Annotated in this window: 17 protein-coding genes; 9 read left to right on the top strand and 8 right to left on the bottom strand. The window is 63.5% G+C overall.

The features are described 5' to 3' along the window. Nucleotides 1-8: 8 nt before the first annotated feature. From IVA95_RS00640 to IVA95_RS00655, 4 genes are all read right to left on the bottom strand, one after another. The gene (locus IVA95_RS00640; RefSeq protein ID WP_247508730.1) at nt 9-1,181 is read right to left on the bottom strand and encodes a cytochrome P450; all 1,173 of its coding nucleotides are present in this window, start codon (nt 1,179-1,181) and stop codon (nt 9-11) included. 7 nt (nt 1,182-1,188) lie between these two features. Then, nucleotides 1,189-1,956 carry an SDR family oxidoreductase gene (locus tag IVA95_RS00645; RefSeq protein ID WP_247508731.1) on the bottom strand — a complete coding sequence of 256 codons (768 nt, stop codon included), beginning with the start codon at nt 1,954-1,956 and terminating at the stop codon, nt 1,189-1,191. Between the two features lie 180 nt (nt 1,957-2,136). Continuing rightward, the gene (locus IVA95_RS00650) at nt 2,137-2,388 is read right to left on the bottom strand and encodes a hypothetical protein (protein ID WP_247508732.1); all 252 of its coding nucleotides are present in this window, start codon (nt 2,386-2,388) and stop codon (nt 2,137-2,139) included. Nucleotides 2,389-2,643: 255 nt separating this feature from the next. Continuing rightward, nucleotides 2,644-2,898, bottom strand: coding sequence for a hypothetical protein (locus tag IVA95_RS00655; RefSeq protein WP_247508733.1), 255 nt, complete (start codon nt 2,896-2,898; stop codon nt 2,644-2,646). A gap of 182 nt (nt 2,899-3,080) precedes the next feature. Between IVA95_RS00655 and IVA95_RS00660 the strand changes: the two genes are divergently transcribed. Further along, nucleotides 3,081-3,629, top strand: coding sequence for a DUF2380 domain-containing protein (locus IVA95_RS00660; RefSeq protein ID WP_247508734.1), 549 nt, complete (start codon nt 3,081-3,083; stop codon nt 3,627-3,629). 184 nt (nt 3,630-3,813) lie between these two features. Here the strand turns inward: IVA95_RS00660 and IVA95_RS00665 are convergent, their stop codons facing one another. Next, nucleotides 3,814-4,203 (bottom strand): RidA family protein, encoded by a 390-nt coding sequence (locus IVA95_RS00665; RefSeq protein WP_247508735.1) that lies wholly within the window; start codon nt 4,201-4,203, stop codon nt 3,814-3,816. A 378-nt stretch (nt 4,204-4,581) separates the two neighbouring features. On the opposite strand from IVA95_RS00665, the gene IVA95_RS00670 reads away from it, so the two are divergent. Next, entirely contained in the window at nt 4,582-5,022 is a 441-nt protein-coding gene (locus tag IVA95_RS00670; protein WP_213253843.1) for a hypothetical protein, read from the top strand. Nucleotides 5,023-5,170: 148 nt separating this feature from the next. Further along, a complete protein-coding gene (locus tag IVA95_RS00675) occupies nt 5,171-5,716 on the top strand; it encodes a phosphohydrolase (RefSeq protein WP_247508736.1) in 546 nt (181 codons plus the stop codon). 3 nt (nt 5,717-5,719) lie between these two features. Here IVA95_RS00675 and IVA95_RS00680 read toward each other — a convergent pair whose 3' ends face one another. From IVA95_RS00680 to IVA95_RS00690, 3 genes are all read right to left on the bottom strand, one after another. Then, entirely contained in the window at nt 5,720-6,223 is a 504-nt protein-coding gene (locus IVA95_RS00680) for a DUF1993 domain-containing protein (protein ID WP_213253845.1), read from the bottom strand. Nucleotides 6,224-6,416: 193 nt separating this feature from the next. Then, nucleotides 6,417-7,766 (bottom strand): lytic murein transglycosylase, encoded by a 1,350-nt coding sequence (locus IVA95_RS00685; RefSeq protein WP_247508737.1) that lies wholly within the window; start codon nt 7,764-7,766, stop codon nt 6,417-6,419. Nucleotides 7,767-7,837: 71 nt separating this feature from the next. Next, nucleotides 7,838-8,584 (bottom strand): SDR family oxidoreductase, encoded by a 747-nt coding sequence (locus IVA95_RS00690; RefSeq protein WP_247508738.1) that lies wholly within the window; start codon nt 8,582-8,584, stop codon nt 7,838-7,840. 231 nt (nt 8,585-8,815) lie between these two features. Between IVA95_RS00690 and IVA95_RS00695 the strand changes: the two genes are divergently transcribed. From IVA95_RS00695 to IVA95_RS00720, 6 genes are all read left to right on the top strand, one after another. Beyond that, on the top strand, nt 8,816-9,685 hold the full coding sequence (locus tag IVA95_RS00695; RefSeq protein ID WP_247508739.1) for a xanthine dehydrogenase family protein subunit M: 870 nt from the start codon (nt 8,816-8,818) through the stop codon (nt 9,683-9,685). A 3-nt stretch (nt 9,686-9,688) separates the two neighbouring features. Next, nucleotides 9,689-10,165, top strand: coding sequence for a (2Fe-2S)-binding protein (locus IVA95_RS00700; RefSeq protein WP_247508740.1), 477 nt, complete (start codon nt 9,689-9,691; stop codon nt 10,163-10,165). 18 nt (nt 10,166-10,183) lie between these two features. Next, nucleotides 10,184-12,457, top strand: coding sequence for a xanthine dehydrogenase family protein molybdopterin-binding subunit (locus IVA95_RS00705; RefSeq protein ID WP_247508741.1), 2,274 nt, complete (start codon nt 10,184-10,186; stop codon nt 12,455-12,457). Nucleotides 12,458-12,570: 113 nt separating this feature from the next. After that, nucleotides 12,571-12,810, top strand: a complete 240-nt coding sequence (locus IVA95_RS00710) for a hypothetical protein (RefSeq protein ID WP_247508742.1) — start codon at nt 12,571-12,573, stop codon at nt 12,808-12,810. Between the two features lie 119 nt (nt 12,811-12,929). Further along, the gene (locus IVA95_RS00715; RefSeq protein ID WP_247508743.1) at nt 12,930-13,502 is read left to right on the top strand and encodes a DinB family protein; all 573 of its coding nucleotides are present in this window, start codon (nt 12,930-12,932) and stop codon (nt 13,500-13,502) included. A gap of 197 nt (nt 13,503-13,699) precedes the next feature. Continuing rightward, complete coding sequence (locus IVA95_RS00720; protein WP_247508744.1) at nt 13,700-14,434, top strand: hypothetical protein; 735 nt, start codon at nt 13,700-13,702, stop codon at nt 14,432-14,434. Nucleotides 14,435-14,661: the final 227 nt, after the last annotated feature.

Genomic DNA, 14,661 nt, shown 5'->3' on the forward strand with positions numbered 1-14,661 from the left:
TCGCGCCTTCAGGCTGCGTCCCACTTCACCGGAAGATTGAGCAACCCCCGAAACGCCCAGCCGCCGATCCGCACCGGCTCGCGCTGGTCCAGCCGCAGGCCTTTCAGCCGCGCGAACAGGCTCGGCAGTGCGACGTCGGCCACCATGGCGCGGGAGGCGAACGCGCCGGCGCAATAATGCGGGCCGGCGCCGAAGGCGATGCTTTTTTGCGTATCGCGGGTGATGTCGAAACGATCGGGGTCGTTGAAGCAGGCCTCGTCGCGGTTGGCCGAGCCGAACATGAAGAACACGCGATCCTCCGGTTCGAAATCGACGCCGTGATACGTCCACGGTTTTGCGACGCGGCGCGGCGACATCTGGATCGGCGCGATCCAGCGCGCGTATTCCTCGAACACGTCGATCCATTTCGCTTTGCCATCGCGCACCAGCGCGAGCTGATCGGGATGCATCAGCAACGCCCAGGTCGCGCCTGATATCGCATCGCGCGGCTCGTTCTGTCCGCCGGAGATCGCGAGCTTGATGTTGGCGCGGATGCTTTCCATGTTCTGGCCTGAAGCCAGCAGCACGCTCAGGATCGAGGTGTTGGGGTGTTTCTTCACCACCGGAATCATGTCGTCGATCGCGGCGTCGATGCCGGCGGTTGCGGCATGGCAGCGCGCCTCGACCGCCTTGTTGCCGGTGTAATTGGCGATGCCGTCGATCATCGCCTGCGACCATGCGTCCATGTCCTGGTAGCGCATGTTGGTCAGCCCGGTGACGTCCTTCAGGCATTCGGCCGACAGCGGCAGCGCGAACGCCTTGCAGAGATCGGCGCTGCCTTGCGGCGCCAGTTCATCGAGGATGCGGTCGGCATGGGCCTGAAACTGCCGGATCCAGGTATCGCGCACCGTGCGCGGCGACACGGCGGGAAACATCGCCTGCCGCTCCGTCATGTGCGCTTCGCCGTCCTTGCGCATCATGTTGTGGCCCATCAGCACGTTCATCAGCCCGTTCGGCTGATGCGAGGAGAACACGTCGATGCGCTTCTCCTGGGTGAAGATGTCGTCGCGCCGGGTGAACACGGTCGAGCCGAGCTGCGGCACGAACGCGATCGGCGCCTCCTTGCGCATCTTCGCCAGCGCAGGATAGGGATCGGCCCAGAAGGCGGGGACGTCGATGTTGAAGTGCGGGGCGTTGGACATGATGACCTCACACCGCCCGATATCCGCCGTCGACCATCACGATCGATCCGGAGACATAGGCCGACAGGTCGGACGCCAGGAAGATCGCGGGGCCGACGATGTCCTCCGCGGTACCGGGCCGACCGAGCGGCGTGTGATCCATGAAGGTCTTCACCAGTTCCGGATTGTTGGCACGGGCATTGGCGTTCAGTGGCGTTGCGATGAAGCCGGGGCCGATTGCATTGACGCGGACGCCTTCCTTGCCGAGTTCGGCGGCGAGCGCCCTGGTGAAGCCGAGCACGCCGTGTTTGGAGGCGGTGTAGGCCGGCGAGCTCGGCGTGCGCACATGCACGAAGGACTGGATCGAGCCGATGTTGACGATGCGCCCCTTGCTCGCGCGCAAGGGTTCGAGAAAGGCATGCGTCACGTTGAAGACGCCGGTGAGGTTGATCGCGATGATGTCTTCCCAGTCGCTGATCACGGCCTCGGCCGCGCCCAGCATGCCGTTGCGGCGGACAATGCCGGCATTGTTGACGAGGATCGAGACCTGCCCGACTTTGTCGGCGATCTGCTTCGCAATTGCGACGCAATCCTCGCGTTTGCTGACATCGAGCGCAAAGCTGTCCGCATTGCCGCTGGCGTCGCGGACTTCCTTTGCCGCTTCTGCTACCGCCTTCTCGTCCCTGTCGAGCAGCACGACGCGCGCGCCCTCGCGGGCGTAGCCGAGTGCGATGGCACGTCCGATGCCGGAGCCTGCACCGGTGACGACGGCGATGTGATTTTGAAGAAGGGGCATGGGCATTTCCTCTTGCTTGATTTTGGCAGAGGATAGCAAGCGTGCCCGCTTGTACAAGTGGGAGCGGTTGTTGCAGTCCGTAGGATGGGTAGAGCGAAGCGAAACCCATCGATTTGGTGCTGGTGAGCGAAATGATGGGTATCTCTTCGCTCCACCCATCCTACGGAACTGCTATTGCACTTACAGCTTGCAGGTGCCCTTCTTGAGCATGCCATCCTTCACCGCGAGCGCGGCGGCAAATGTCGGGACCGGCTTGCTGACCGTCTTGTAATTCGAGGGGATCGGCTTGGTCGGGATGCTCTGATCCCAGACCTGGCAGACGCCGGTGCCTTCCCAGCGGATCAGGTGAAAGGCGGCTTCGGCGGGGCTGGTCGTGGCGATCGCCGTGAGCGCGAGGCCGGCGGTGGCAGCAAGGGCGGTAACTCGAAGCATGGGCAAAATACTCCTGTCTTGAAAATGCGTGGCCGCGCTCCGCAAGGGGGAATTGAGGGAGCGGGCTTCCGGCCGGGATGACCGGGCATCCCTTTGGTGTAAGCGATACGTGATTGGTTCAAACGTGCCTCACGAAAAGGCCGGCGATTCATCCTCTCGCCGGCCTTGTGTAGCCCGCATGAGCGTAGCGACATGCGGGGTTATTCAGGGTCGAGAACCCGGATTTCGCTGCGCTCATCCGGGCTACAAGAAAAATCAGAACGCGCAGGTGCCATTGCGCAGCAAGCCGTCCTTGAAGAGCAGCGCGTCACCGAACGTCGGCACTTCCGAGCCTACAATCACGCTGTAATTCCCGGGATAAGGCGCGGTCGGGATGCTCCGGTCCCAGATCTGGCAGAAGCCGGTGTCCTGCCAGCGGATCAGGTGATACGCGGCCTGCGCCGGGCTCGACGCGGCAAGTGCGGTAAAACCGATAACGGCAACGGCGCAAAGGGCAAAAATGCGACGCATCTTCAATCTCCTGTTTGGCATACGGGGCTCAGCGCCCGATCACCGATTGAGTAGCGAGGAGGGCGAGAAGGTTCAAAGATGGGAGCTGCGGAATGGGTTAGCGAAATCCTTCAGCCCTGTTACAATTTCGCTCCCCGTCGGCCGCGGAGCGATGCCGACGTCGGAGTTCAAGGAGGCCAGGCATGACGAAAACGGCAACCGGATGGCACGCGTCGCGTCGGTGGAATGACGCGAGCGCCGTGCTGACGATGCTGTGCGCGCTGGCCGCATTGTCGTTTGCATCAACCGGATCGCCGGCCGCCGCGCCGATCGCGGTCGCGGTAGCGGATTTCGATTATTTCGATACTTCCGGCGAGGTTTTGGACCAGAGCGCGGAGCACCGCGCCCGCGTGGCGTCGTTTGCCGCGTTGCTGCGCGATAATCTGGCGGCGCAGGGCGGTTATCGCGTGGTGCCGATCGAATGTCCCGATCATCCCTGCACGGCCACCAGCATGTCGCAGGACCTCTTCATCGCCGCTGCCCGCAAGGCCGGCGCGCGCCTTGTGGTCTATGGCGGCATCCGCAAGATGAGCACGCTGGTGCAATGGGGCGAAATCCAGTTGCTCGATCTCGAAGCCGAGAAACTGTTGATGCGGCGAACGGTGACGTTCCGCGGCGATAACGATGCCGCCTATCGCCATGCCGCCGATTTCGTCGGCAATACGCTGAAGGAATCCATGCCGAAGCCGTGAGCGTCATAAGCCCCTCATGGTGAAGAGCGCCAACGGGTCCGCGCAAAGCGCGGCCCGATGACAGGCTCCGCGCCGTCTCGAACCATGAGGGCCCGGTCCGTGGCCTACATCCTTCGAGACGCCCGCTCTGCGGGCTCCTCAGGATGGGGGGTTCAAGCAGGTGACGCAGTAGAGCCAATCCGCCCTACGCCTTCGTCAGTGAGGCAACAGCTTCGATCTCGATCAGCATCTTCGGGTCGGGCAGCGCCTGCACCACGCAGGTAGTGCGGGCGGGGTAGGGCGCCGGCCCGAACGCCGCCGCATACAGCACGTTCATCGTGGCGACGTCGGATGCGCGCGTCAGCAGCACGTTGACCTTGACCAGATCGCGAAACGTCGCGCCGGCTTCGTCGAGCACGCGCTTGATATTGGCGACGACGAAGCCGAATTGCGCCTCGAAACCATCCGCCAGCGCGCCCTTGTCGTCAAAGCCCGGAATGCCCGACATGAACAGCAGGTCGCCGGTGCGCGTGGCAAAGGATAGCGGCGGGGCCTTGACGCCGGCAGGCGGCGCAAAATGCTGGATCGGGGGCATGGGACACCTCGTGGATGGTTCGGTGCCTTGAAGCCTAACGCGCCGCTGCCTCGCTGGAAAGGCAGCGGCGCACGCGCTTCACGACCCGCCGATTGGTTTGAAGGTCCCGCAAGTCAGGGAAATTCGCCTGACACGAAATAGCGGGTTCGGTTGCTGTGACAGTAATGCAGTTCACAGGGCCGGGATTTTGTGTTCGTGCAATCGTGATGAAATTGTGTCGGGCGCACGGCGCGGGTCGACGCGGAGTCCGTCGCGCAGGGGCCTGAATATGCTTTGCCCCTTCCGCCGATCGGTTACAATCCGATAGTTGCGACTCAATCTGAGCCGCAAAGCCCACCCGACACTTTCTGATTTTGCAAGCCTCCGGAGATACGATCCATGAACATGCCATCCGCCCTTCGCGCCGCCGTGCTCGCGCTTGCGGCTTTTGCGGGCGTCACGCTGTCCTCCGCCGCGCATGCCGACGAAGGTTTCGTGCAGCTCACGATCTATAAGGCGGGCTGGGTGATCGGCGGCTCCGGCGGCAGCGGCGTCCTGGATTTCCGCGGGCGGCGCTACCCGCTTTCGACCGGCGGGCTCGACTACGGCCTGGTGTTCGGCGGATCGAAGACGGTGCTGCGCGGCCGCGTCAGCAACATCTATCGCCCCAGCGACGTCGCCGGCGTTTACGGCGCAGCCGGCGCGGGCCTTGCGATCGGCCGCGGCGCGCGCGCGATCGTGCTCACCAACCAGAAGGGCGCGGTGCTGGAATTGACCGGGCACCAGGTCGGCTTGATGGCGAACGCGGATCTCAGCGGGCTAGCGATCACCATGCGGTAGAAAAGAGATGGGTGGGCAAAGCGACTTGTCCGCCGTAGCTCAACGAGCGAAGGCGGAAGCGTGCCCACCATTTTGATCAGTGTCTTGGATGGTGGGCACGTCGCTTCGCGCCTTTGCCCACCCTACGGCAGGGACGCGGAGCCTTGCGATGAACCGCGAACAATTGATCGCCGCTTACTCTGCCCCGGGCCGCCACTACCACAACCTCACGCACATCGAAGACTGTCTCGCTGCGCTCGCGCGCGTCGACAATCTTTCGGCAGCCGAGCGCGAAATCCTCACCGAGGCGATCTGGTGGCACGATGTCGTTTACGATCCGACCCGCTCGGACAATGAAGAGCTCAGCGCGCAGTTGGCCGAGCAGCACGTCCGCGAGGATATCGGAGCGGAAGTCGCCCGCCTGATCCGCCTGACGAAGACGCATGACGTCCAGCCCGGCGATCGTCTGGGCGCCATTTTGATCTCGATCGACCTCAGCATCCTCGGCGCCGAGCCCGCGCGCTACGACGCTTACGCCGCCGCGATCCGGCAGGAGTTCATCCACGTGCCGGAGCGCGATTATCGCGCCGGCCGCGCCAGGGTGCTCGGGCAGTTCGCCGCGCGGCCGGTAATCTTTCCCGATGCGACCTTTGCTGCGAGATATGACCGGCAGGCCCGCGAAAACCTTGCGCGCGAGCTGGCGTCCTTGCGCTGACGATTACCTCACCCCGAGAAAATCCCGCTTGCCGATTTCCACGCCGTTGTGGCGCAAAATGCCGTGGGCGGTGGCGGCGTGGAAGTAAAAATTCGGGAACGCGAAATTGACGAGATATTGCTGGCCTTTCACCGTCATGGTGTTGCTCGGGCCGATCGGAAAGGTCACTTCGCGCATCTCGCCGCCCTCGAACTGCGCCGGCTTGAAGGCCTTCACATAGTCGACCGTCTTCGCGATTCGCTGCTGCAATTCCTCAAAGCTCTTTTCGGTGTCGGGCGTGGACGGCACTTCGCTACCGGTGAGGCGCGCGCAGGTTTTCGCGGCAAAATCGCAGACGGTCTGCACCTGGCGGATCAGCGGATACATGTCCGGATAGAGCCGTGCATTGAGCAGCACCTCGGGCTCGATGTTCTTTGCCTTGCAATGCGCTTCCGCCTTGGTGAGCAGGCCGGAAAGGCTGCCGAGAATTTGCAGGAAGGCCGGCACGGTTAGGTCGTGGAATGACATGCGATGCTCTTTTCGTGATGTGGAATGATGCCTCGGGAGGATGAGGTGCATTTCGAGATGGGGCGGCGGGCGGAAGAATGCAACGGCTGGGACGCATCCGATCGCGTCGTAGCCCGGATGGAGCGAAGCGCAATCCGGGAAATTCGCCGGTGGCGAGGGCCCCGGATTTTGCTGCGCTCCATCCGGGCTACGATTACCGCGCCGGCATTACCAGGCCGGCGGGCTGCGCCTGGACGCTGGGGCCGCGCATTCGCGCCAAGAGCTCCGCCGTCGGCCAAGAGTCCGCAGGCAGGCCGTATTTGATCTGCATCGCCTTCACCGCCGTGCGGCTCAACTGCCCCATCACGCCGTCGACCTTGCCGACATTGAAGCCGGCGCGCACCAATAAAAGCTGCAACTCCTTCAGCTCGTTGAGCGACAGTTGCACGACCGGCGCGGATGGCTGGCGCATCGGCGGGGCGCCGGCGATGCGGCTGGCGAGGTAGGCTGCGGTAGTCGAATAGATCAGCGAATTATTCCACTCGGTATAGGCCGCGAAATTCGCATACGCCAGGAACGCCGGTCCGGTGCGGCCCATCGGCAAGAGCAGCGAGGCCGGCATGTCGTCGTTCGGCAGCGGCCGGCCGTCGGGATAGGTGACGCCGAGCTGCGCGAATTTCGCGCGCGGCAGTTTTGTCGTCAGGTCAGCCTGCTCCCACGGAAAATTTTGCGGCGCGCGCACTTCCTGCAGCCACGGCTCGCCGCGCCGCCATTTCAATCCGTTGGCGATATAGTTCGCGGTCGAGCCGATTACGTCGGACGCGCTGCGCAACAGGTTGCGATGGCCGTCGCCATCATAGTCCACCGCGTAGTTGAAGTAGTGCGTCGCAAGAAACTGCGTCTGCCCGAGCTCGCCGGCCCATGCGCCGATCATCTCGCTTGCCGTGAGATCGCCGCGGTCGATGATCTTCAGCGCGGCGATGGTTTCCTTGCTGAACATCTCGGAGCGCCGGCAGTCATAGGCCAGCGACACCAGCGAGCGCAGCGCATGCAGATTGCCCAACTCGGCGCCAAAACTGCTCTCCAGCCCCCAGAACGCGGCGATCACGGCCGGCGGCACGCCATATTCCTTCTCGGCGCGGTTGAACGCGGCCGCATGCATCCGGATTCGCGCTTGCGCGTTTTTCGCCGCGGCATCGGACGCCCTGTTCCGTGCGAACTCGGTGAACACCTGGCCAAAGACGCGCTGGCCGCGGTCGCGGTTGACGATGCCCTGGTCGTAGACGAGGTAAGGTGCGGCTTCGGCCAACGTGCGCTGCGACACGCCCTCCGCAATCGCCTGCTGCTTGAGGTCGGCCAGGAAACGGTCGAATGATAGGCCGTTGTGGCAGGCGGCCGCGCGGGGCGAGGGCGCCCTCGCGACCGGCTGGCCGGGAACGCCTGCGGCCGGCGGTCTCGGTTGCACCGCCGCCGGTCGGGCCGGTGCGGGCGCCGGTTGCGCTATGCTTGCCGATGAGAATGCCAACGATGCCGCGGCGACCAGGAGAAATCTGCAAGTTGGCATCAATATCACCGCCGCAATCAGAGGAATCGTAGAGTCCCCGAGCCGTACCGTCATCAGCCCACCGCACGCTATCAGAACAATGCCGCGCCGTTGACCCGGAGCCGTTCGCCGGACAGCCAGCGCGCTTCCGGCCCGCACAGGAAGGCGACCACATCCGCGATGTCTTCAGGTTTCGCAATCCGCCCGAACGGCGAACGCTGCGCTGCCGCGGCACGCCCGGCTTCGGTACTGAGGCCAAGGTAAAGTTCGGTCTCCGTCGCGCCAGGGCTGACGGTGTTAACCACGATGCTGCGCTTGCCGAGCTCCTTCGCGGCCGCCTGGCCGAATTGCTCCAGTGCGCCCTTGGTGCCGGCATAGAGCACCGTGTTCTCATAACCTACCGCGGTCATGGCCGCCGAAATGCTCACGATCCGACCGCCATCCGCCATCCGCAGCGCGGCCTGCTGAAAGGCAAAGAACGCCGCCTTGACGTTCACGGCCACCGTCTGGTCGAACTCGACTTCGGTCACCGTATCGATCTTCGCAAACCGGGCGATGGCGGCGTTGTTCACCAGGATGTCCACGCGGCCGAATGCGGCCAGCGCCGCGTCGAATAGCGCGCGCACGGCGGCCTCGCCGTTCAGTTCCGCCTGCACCGCGAGCGCGCGGCTGCCCCCGGCCTCGATCGCAGCGACCGTCTCCTTTGCCGCGCTGTGGTTACGCGCGTAGTTCACGACCACCGATGCTCCCTGGCGGCCAAGCGCCCTAGCCACTGCGCTGCCGATGCCGCGTCCGGCCCCTGTCACGATCGCGACCTTGCCCGCGAGCCTTGCTGTCATCCGGCATTTCCCTCATCAAACGAAAGTAGCGATCTCGACCACAAATTGGCGATTCCTACCAGCCCTGCCGCCCACACAATCCCGCCTTGCGCATAGGAGCCTGCCGTATCAACCTGATCTCGCAGGCTGTTCCAACCGCTTTTCCCCGTGTAGGCTTGCCGTCTGCCCGACTTTTGAAGGTGAGCCGACAATCACTGGGGCGGGCGGAACGAGGGAGATGGCGGAAAGACCATGACGGAACTCCGATATCTGGCGCCTGGCACGCTTGACGAAGCGGTCGGCGCATTTGCGAAAGCCGGCAGCGCGGCGCGCGTCCTGGCCGGCGGCACCGATCTTCTGGTGCAGATGCGATCGGGCGCGCTGAAGCCCGGCCTGATCGTCGACATCAAGAAAATCCCTGAGCTGACGGCAATCGAACAGACCGCCGACGGCGGCTTTCGCATTGGCGCCGCCGTTTCGGGTATGGCGCTCACCGAACACAAGAATTTCGGCAAGGCGTGGCCCGGCGTGCTCGAGGCGGTCAACCTGATCGGTTCCAAGCAGGTGCAGGGCCGCGCCTCCGCCGGCGGCAATCTCTGCAACGGCTCGCCCGCCGGCGACAGCGTGCCCGCGATGGTCGCGGCCGGCGCCATTGTCACCGTGCAGGGCCCGGATGGCCGCCGCGAGATGAAGGTGGAGGACGTCCCCGCCGGCCCCGGCCGCACCAACTTTAAGCCCGGCGAGATCCTGGTCAGTTTCACGCTGCCGCCACGCCCGCCTGGATCGAGCGATGCTTACTTGCGCATGATCCCGCGCACCGAAATGGACATTGCCGTGGTAGGCGTCGGCGTCAGCCTGACGATCAAGGACGGCACCGTCACCGCCGCCCGCGTCGGCCTCGGCGCGGTGGCGCCGACCGTGCTGCTGGTGGAAGACGCCGCAAAGGCGCTGATCGGCTCAAAGCTCGACGACGCCGCGCTGGCGAAGGCCGCCGCTGCATGCTCCGCCGCCTGCCGCCCGATCGACGACAAGCGCGGCACCATCGCCTACCGCACCAAGGTGGCCGGCGTGCTGCTCAAGCGCACCGCCGTGATCGCCGCCCAACGCGCGACAGGAAAATAATTCATGGCCAAAGTTCACGTCACCACGTCAATCAACGGCGAGCCGATGGAATTTCTGTGCGAGCCATCAGATACCATGCTCGACGCGCTGCGCGGGCCGCTGGCGCTGACCGGCTCCAAGGAAGGCTGCGCGTCCGGCGACTGCGGCGCCTGCTCGATCACGCTCGACGATCGCCTGGTCTGCTCCTGCCTGATGCTCGCGGTCGAATCCGAGGGGCACGAGATCAGGACCATCGAGGGCATGGCGCAGGGCGACAAGCTTCATCCGCTGCAGCAAAAATTTCTCGAAATGGCCGCGCTCCAGTGCGGCATCTGCACCTCCGGCATGCTGGTCGCTTCCGACGCGCTATTGAAGAAAAACCCGGACCCGACCGAGGAGGAGGTCCGATTCTGGCTCGCCGGCAATCTCTGCCGGTGCACCGGCTATGACAAGATCGTCCGCGCGGTGATGGAAACCGCTGCCGAAATGCGCGCGCAATGAATTGCGGGAGATAGTTCAATGAACCTCGTCACCAACAACAAGTGGATCGGCCAGCGCACCATCAGGCCTGACGGCATGGACAAGGTCACCGGCCGCGCCCAGTTCGCCGCCGACACAACGATGCCCGGCATGATCTGGGGCAAGGTGCTGCGCAGCCCGCATCCGCATGCACGCATCAGATCGATCGATACCTCGAAGGCCGAGAAGCTGCCGGGCGTGAAGGCCGTCGTCACCTCGAAGGACATCGTCGATTTCCCGATCGAGAAGGGCGCGGTGATGCTGGGCATCCAGGATATGCGCTGGATGTGCCGCAACGTGATGGCGCGCGACAAGGCGCTGTTTCCCGGGCACCCGATAGCTGCCGTCGCCGCGACCACGGAAGCGATCGCGGCCGAAGCCTGCGCGCTGATCGAGGTCGATTATGAGGTGCTGCCGTGGTCGATCGAGATCGAGGACGCGATCAAGCCCGACGCGCCCATCCTTCACGAGTTCAACAAGTTCGACGGCAAGCCGTCCAACATCGTCGGCCGCCTCGAGCACAAGAAGGGCGACATCGAACAAGGTTTCAAGCAGGCCGACATCGTCATCGAGCGCACCTTCACCACGCGCCCGGTGCACCAGGGCTATATCGAGCCGCATGCCTGCCTGATCTCGGTCGCGCCCGACGGCAAGACCACGATCTGGAGCTCCAGCCAGGGCCAGTTCATGGTGCGCGCGATGACGGCCTATCTCACCGGCATCCCGCAGAGTGACATCCGCGCCATCCCCGCCGAGATCGGCGGCGGCTTTGGCGGCAAGACCATCGTCTATCTCGAACCGCTCGCGACCTTGCTTGCGAAGAAATCCGGCCGCCCGGTGAAGATGGTGATGACGCGCGAGGAAGTGATGCGCGCGACCGGCCCCACCTCAGGCTCGAAGAGCACGGTGAAGATCGGCGCCACCAAGGACGGCAGGATCGTCGCCGCGCACGGCACTTTCTATCTGCAGGCCGGCGCCTTCCCGGGCTCGCCGATCCGCGGTGCCGCCGGATGCAGCTTCACGCCCTACGACATCCCGAACCTGCTCTCGGAAGGTTTTGACGTCTGCTCCAACCGCTCGAAGGTCGCGGCCTATCGCGCGCCGGGCGCGCCGATCGGCGCCTACGCGGTCGAATGCGTGCTCGACGAAGTCGCCGAAGCCCTGAAGATGGACCCGCTCGACTTCCGCCTGAAGAACGCGGCGAAGGAAGGCACCAAAGCCGCGCACGGCCCGGTCTTCCCGCGCATCGGCTATATCGAGACGGTGGAAGCGGCCAAAGCTTCGCCGCATTACGCCGCGCCGCTCGGCGACGGCCACGGCAAGCTGAGGGGCAGGGGCGTTGCTTCCGGCTTCTGGTTCAACGCCGGCGGCGAATCCTCAGCCCAAGTCAACATTACCGAGGACGGCAACGTCGTCGTCACCACGGGGCATCCTGACATTGGCGGCTCGCGCGCGGGCATCGCCAACATCTGCGCCGAGTTGCTTGGCATCGACTACCGCCGCGTCTCCGTCATTATCGGCGACACCCAGACGGTCGGTTTCTCCAACCTCACGGGCGGCAGCCGCGTGCTGTTTGCGTCGTCGATGGTGGTGACGCAGTCGACCGAAAAGATCATCCAGACGCTGCGCGAGCGCGCGGCCAAGATCTGGGAGATTGATCCCGAAGCGGTGAAGTGGGAGAACGGCGCGGCGTATCCGGTGAGCCCGAACGCCGGCCAGTTCGAACCGCTGACGCTGGAAGAACTCGCCGAGAAGGCGCCGGCGATGGGCGGACCCATTGGGGCCGGCGTGCAGCTCAACACCCAAGGTGCCGACGGCGGCTTCGGTACGCACATCTGCGACGTCGAGGTCGACGTCGATCTCGGCATCGCGCGGGTGATCCGCTACACCGCCGTGCAGGACGTCGGCCGCGCCATTCACCCCGGCTATGTCGAAGGCCAGCTCCAGGGCGGCGTCGCCCAAGGCATCGGCTGGGCGCTGAACGAGGAATACATCTACACGAAAGAGGGCAAGGTCGATAACCCCGGCTTCCTCGACTATCGCATGCCGGTCTGTTCGGACCTGCCGATGATCGACTGCATCATGGTCGAGATCCCGAACCCCAAGCACCCGCAAGGTGTAAAAGGCGTCGGCGAAGTCCCGCTGGTGCCGGTGATGGCCGCGGTGGCCAACGCGATCTACAACGCGCTGGGAAAACGCTTCTACGCGCTGCCGATGTCGCCGCCGAAGGTGCTGGAGAAGCTGGACGAGCCGACGCGGCAGGCGGCGGAGTAGTTCTCAATTCGTAGGGTGGGTTAGCCGAAGGCGTAACCCACCGTTCTTGTCACGACAGCGGGCGGATCACGTCTCGCAAATCCGCGATGCGAGTACCAATCTCGGATAGGACTATGACTATCTATCAAATGGTGCCGCCGCACCCGCCCTTCGACTACGGCTCATCTGTTCGCGTGAGCGCGACGCCGAACCCCTATGAGTTCAGCCAAGGTTCGGTTTGTGGTTTTCGGACAATTGACGATCCGTCGGTGGCCGAAAAGCGAGGTGTCGCTGTGGGAACAGTGTGCGTGCTTGTCGAGAATGAATCGGGTCTGGCCATCGAAATGTTGGCTAGTGATCTGGAAATTGTATGATGCTGTTGGGTAGGGTCGGTCAGCAAGCGTAGCCCGGATGAGCGAAGCGATATCCGGGATTTTCGTTATCGTTCCCCGCATATCGCTGCGCTCATGCGGGCTACTCGCTGGCAACGCCAATGAACGCTGTCCTTCCCTTCCGCACCATGGCGTACAACAACGCCTGGGCAAACCACCGTCTGCTCACCGCCTGTCTTGCGCTGTCGCAGGATGAATTCACCGCGAAACGAACCGGCTTCTTTCCGAGCCTGCGCGCCACGCTCAACCACATCCTGATCATCGATCGCTTCTACGTCGACGCGATGGAAGGCGGCACGCTCGGACCGGCTGCCTTTGCGAACGACGAACCCTGTGCAACCGTTGCCGCGCTGAAAGAAGCGCAGGCCGCAGTCGACCAGCGCTTGCTCAAGGTCGTCGAAGCGCTCGACGCCGCCGGATTGCAGCGTATCGTCTCAGTGCATCGGGAAACCTCCATCCAGCGCGAGCGGATGGACCGCCTGCTCCTGCATCTGTTCCAGCATCAGGTGCATCACCGCGGCCAGGCGCACTGCATGCTCAGCGGCACGTCGGTGAGCCCACCGCAACTCGACGAGTTTTTCGCGGTGGGTGAGGCGCCGCTGCGGGCGGCTGAATTCGCGGAGCTGGGTTGGACGGAAGAGCGGGTCTGGGGCAACTCGCAACGCTTGACGTGAACACCCGTAGCACGGATGAGCGAAACGATATCCACGGGAGCGCGTCCCGATTCTCGTATGCCGCTGCGCTCATTCGCGCTACTTGCTGCCTGCAAGTTCGACCGGGCATGCTCGGACCGCAGGTAAATCACCAAACTCTTTGGCAAATCCGGTAGCTTCGGACGTCTAGTCACAAGCCATCTTGGGGGAAGAAAAAGGTGGGTATCAGAGTTTTCGTGTTCGATGAGCGCGCTGCGTTGGCGCAGGCCGATTATTGCGACTGGATCATGCGCGAGATCAAGGGCGCCCCAAAGGGCGACTGGGACAAGCCAGGATCGTCTTCGCCTCGTCTACGAAAATGGTTTGACGACATGTGCCGTTCCTTTCCGTTGATAGGGGATGCACATCCGGATGACCCCTACAGTACGGAGTATTGCTTTTATTGGAATGTAATCGACGTGATCTTTGCGGGCTCAGCTGGGGAGGAGGGGGTCCTGCACGCCTGGAGACTTGCCGGGAAACACGGTCTGCGTCTCTTGGTCGGCGAACAGTTGCTACCCCGGAAGCCACCGAAGGGAGCGCGGGATTTCCATATCTCGGTCCTAGATGGGGGGAGGCCCAGATCTGGGCTAGCGCCCAACATGTGCTTCGTCGTGTTTGATCCTGACATCGAGCATGTTGCTCCCGGCAAAGCGAGGACATGGATCCTTGAACGGCTTGAAGCGGAGCCATGGAGCAAGGATCAATCAGTTCTGACGGGAGATAAGCTGACAAGATGGATCGATCAGTTTGCGGCTCGCAATCTGGATCCACTGATTTCGGAGATGCGATTTTATCGTGATCTCATCTTCATTCGAGTTGATAGAAGGAATGGCAGCTCAATGATTTCACCGACGATGGAGCTCTCGCACAAGCTTAACTTGCCATTTGAAGTTTACGTGGATCTCGGTTAGGCAAACGCGCAGGACCTCCTATCCGCGGTCAAGGTGGCTAACAAGCGTAGATGGGGTAACGGGCCGGCCGATCGAGCCGCACGCTCGCTACGGCGCGATTTGAAAGCGCGCTCGCGTGCGGCTTTGCCGGGAGGCGGTCGTCCCTCAAACTGATGGTGTCAAAAACCGGAGTCGGGCAAGCCCGCTCCAAGCATCATCGAGGGACGACCATGTACTACTATGCCGGA

Source organism: Bradyrhizobium sp. 157 (assembly GCF_023073815.1).
Classification (GTDB): Bacteria; Pseudomonadota; Alphaproteobacteria; order Rhizobiales; family Xanthobacteraceae; genus Bradyrhizobium.

Bases quoted from the DNA above. Each gene is read 5' to 3' on its own strand.
- IVA95_RS00710 (WP_247508742.1), top strand. From the start codon at position 12,571: ATGACTATCTATCAAATGGTGCCGCCGCACCCGCCCTTCGACTACGGC.
- IVA95_RS00650 (WP_247508732.1), bottom strand. From the start codon at position 2,388: ATGCTTCGAGTTACCGCCCTTGCTGCCACCGCCGGCCTCGCGCTCACG.
- IVA95_RS00640 (WP_247508730.1), bottom strand. From the start codon at position 1,181: ATGTCCAACGCCCCGCACTTCAACATCGACGTCCCCGCCTTCTGGGCC.
- IVA95_RS00680 (WP_213253845.1), bottom strand. From the start codon at position 6,223: ATGTCATTCCACGACCTAACCGTGCCGGCCTTCCTGCAAATTCTCGGC.
- IVA95_RS00655 (WP_247508733.1), bottom strand. From the start codon at position 2,898: ATGCGTCGCATTTTTGCCCTTTGCGCCGTTGCCGTTATCGGTTTTACC.
- IVA95_RS00685 (WP_247508737.1), bottom strand. From the start codon at position 7,766: ATGCCAACTTGCAGATTTCTCCTGGTCGCCGCGGCATCGTTGGCATTC.
- IVA95_RS00715 (WP_247508743.1), top strand. From the start codon at position 12,930: ATGAACGCTGTCCTTCCCTTCCGCACCATGGCGTACAACAACGCCTGG.
- IVA95_RS00690 (WP_247508738.1), bottom strand. From the start codon at position 8,584: ATGACAGCAAGGCTCGCGGGCAAGGTCGCGATCGTGACAGGGGCCGGA.
- IVA95_RS00700 (WP_247508740.1), top strand. From the start codon at position 9,689: ATGGCCAAAGTTCACGTCACCACGTCAATCAACGGCGAGCCGATGGAA.
- IVA95_RS00675 (WP_247508736.1), top strand. From the start codon at position 5,171: ATGAACCGCGAACAATTGATCGCCGCTTACTCTGCCCCGGGCCGCCAC.
- IVA95_RS00660 (WP_247508734.1), top strand. From the start codon at position 3,081: ATGACGAAAACGGCAACCGGATGGCACGCGTCGCGTCGGTGGAATGAC.
- IVA95_RS00645 (WP_247508731.1), bottom strand. From the start codon at position 1,956: ATGCCCCTTCTTCAAAATCACATCGCCGTCGTCACCGGTGCAGGCTCC.
- IVA95_RS00670 (WP_213253843.1), top strand. From the start codon at position 4,582: ATGAACATGCCATCCGCCCTTCGCGCCGCCGTGCTCGCGCTTGCGGCT.
- IVA95_RS00665 (WP_247508735.1), bottom strand. From the start codon at position 4,203: ATGCCCCCGATCCAGCATTTTGCGCCGCCTGCCGGCGTCAAGGCCCCG.
- IVA95_RS00695 (WP_247508739.1), top strand. From the start codon at position 8,816: ATGACGGAACTCCGATATCTGGCGCCTGGCACGCTTGACGAAGCGGTC.
- IVA95_RS00705 (WP_247508741.1), top strand. From the start codon at position 10,184: ATGAACCTCGTCACCAACAACAAGTGGATCGGCCAGCGCACCATCAGG.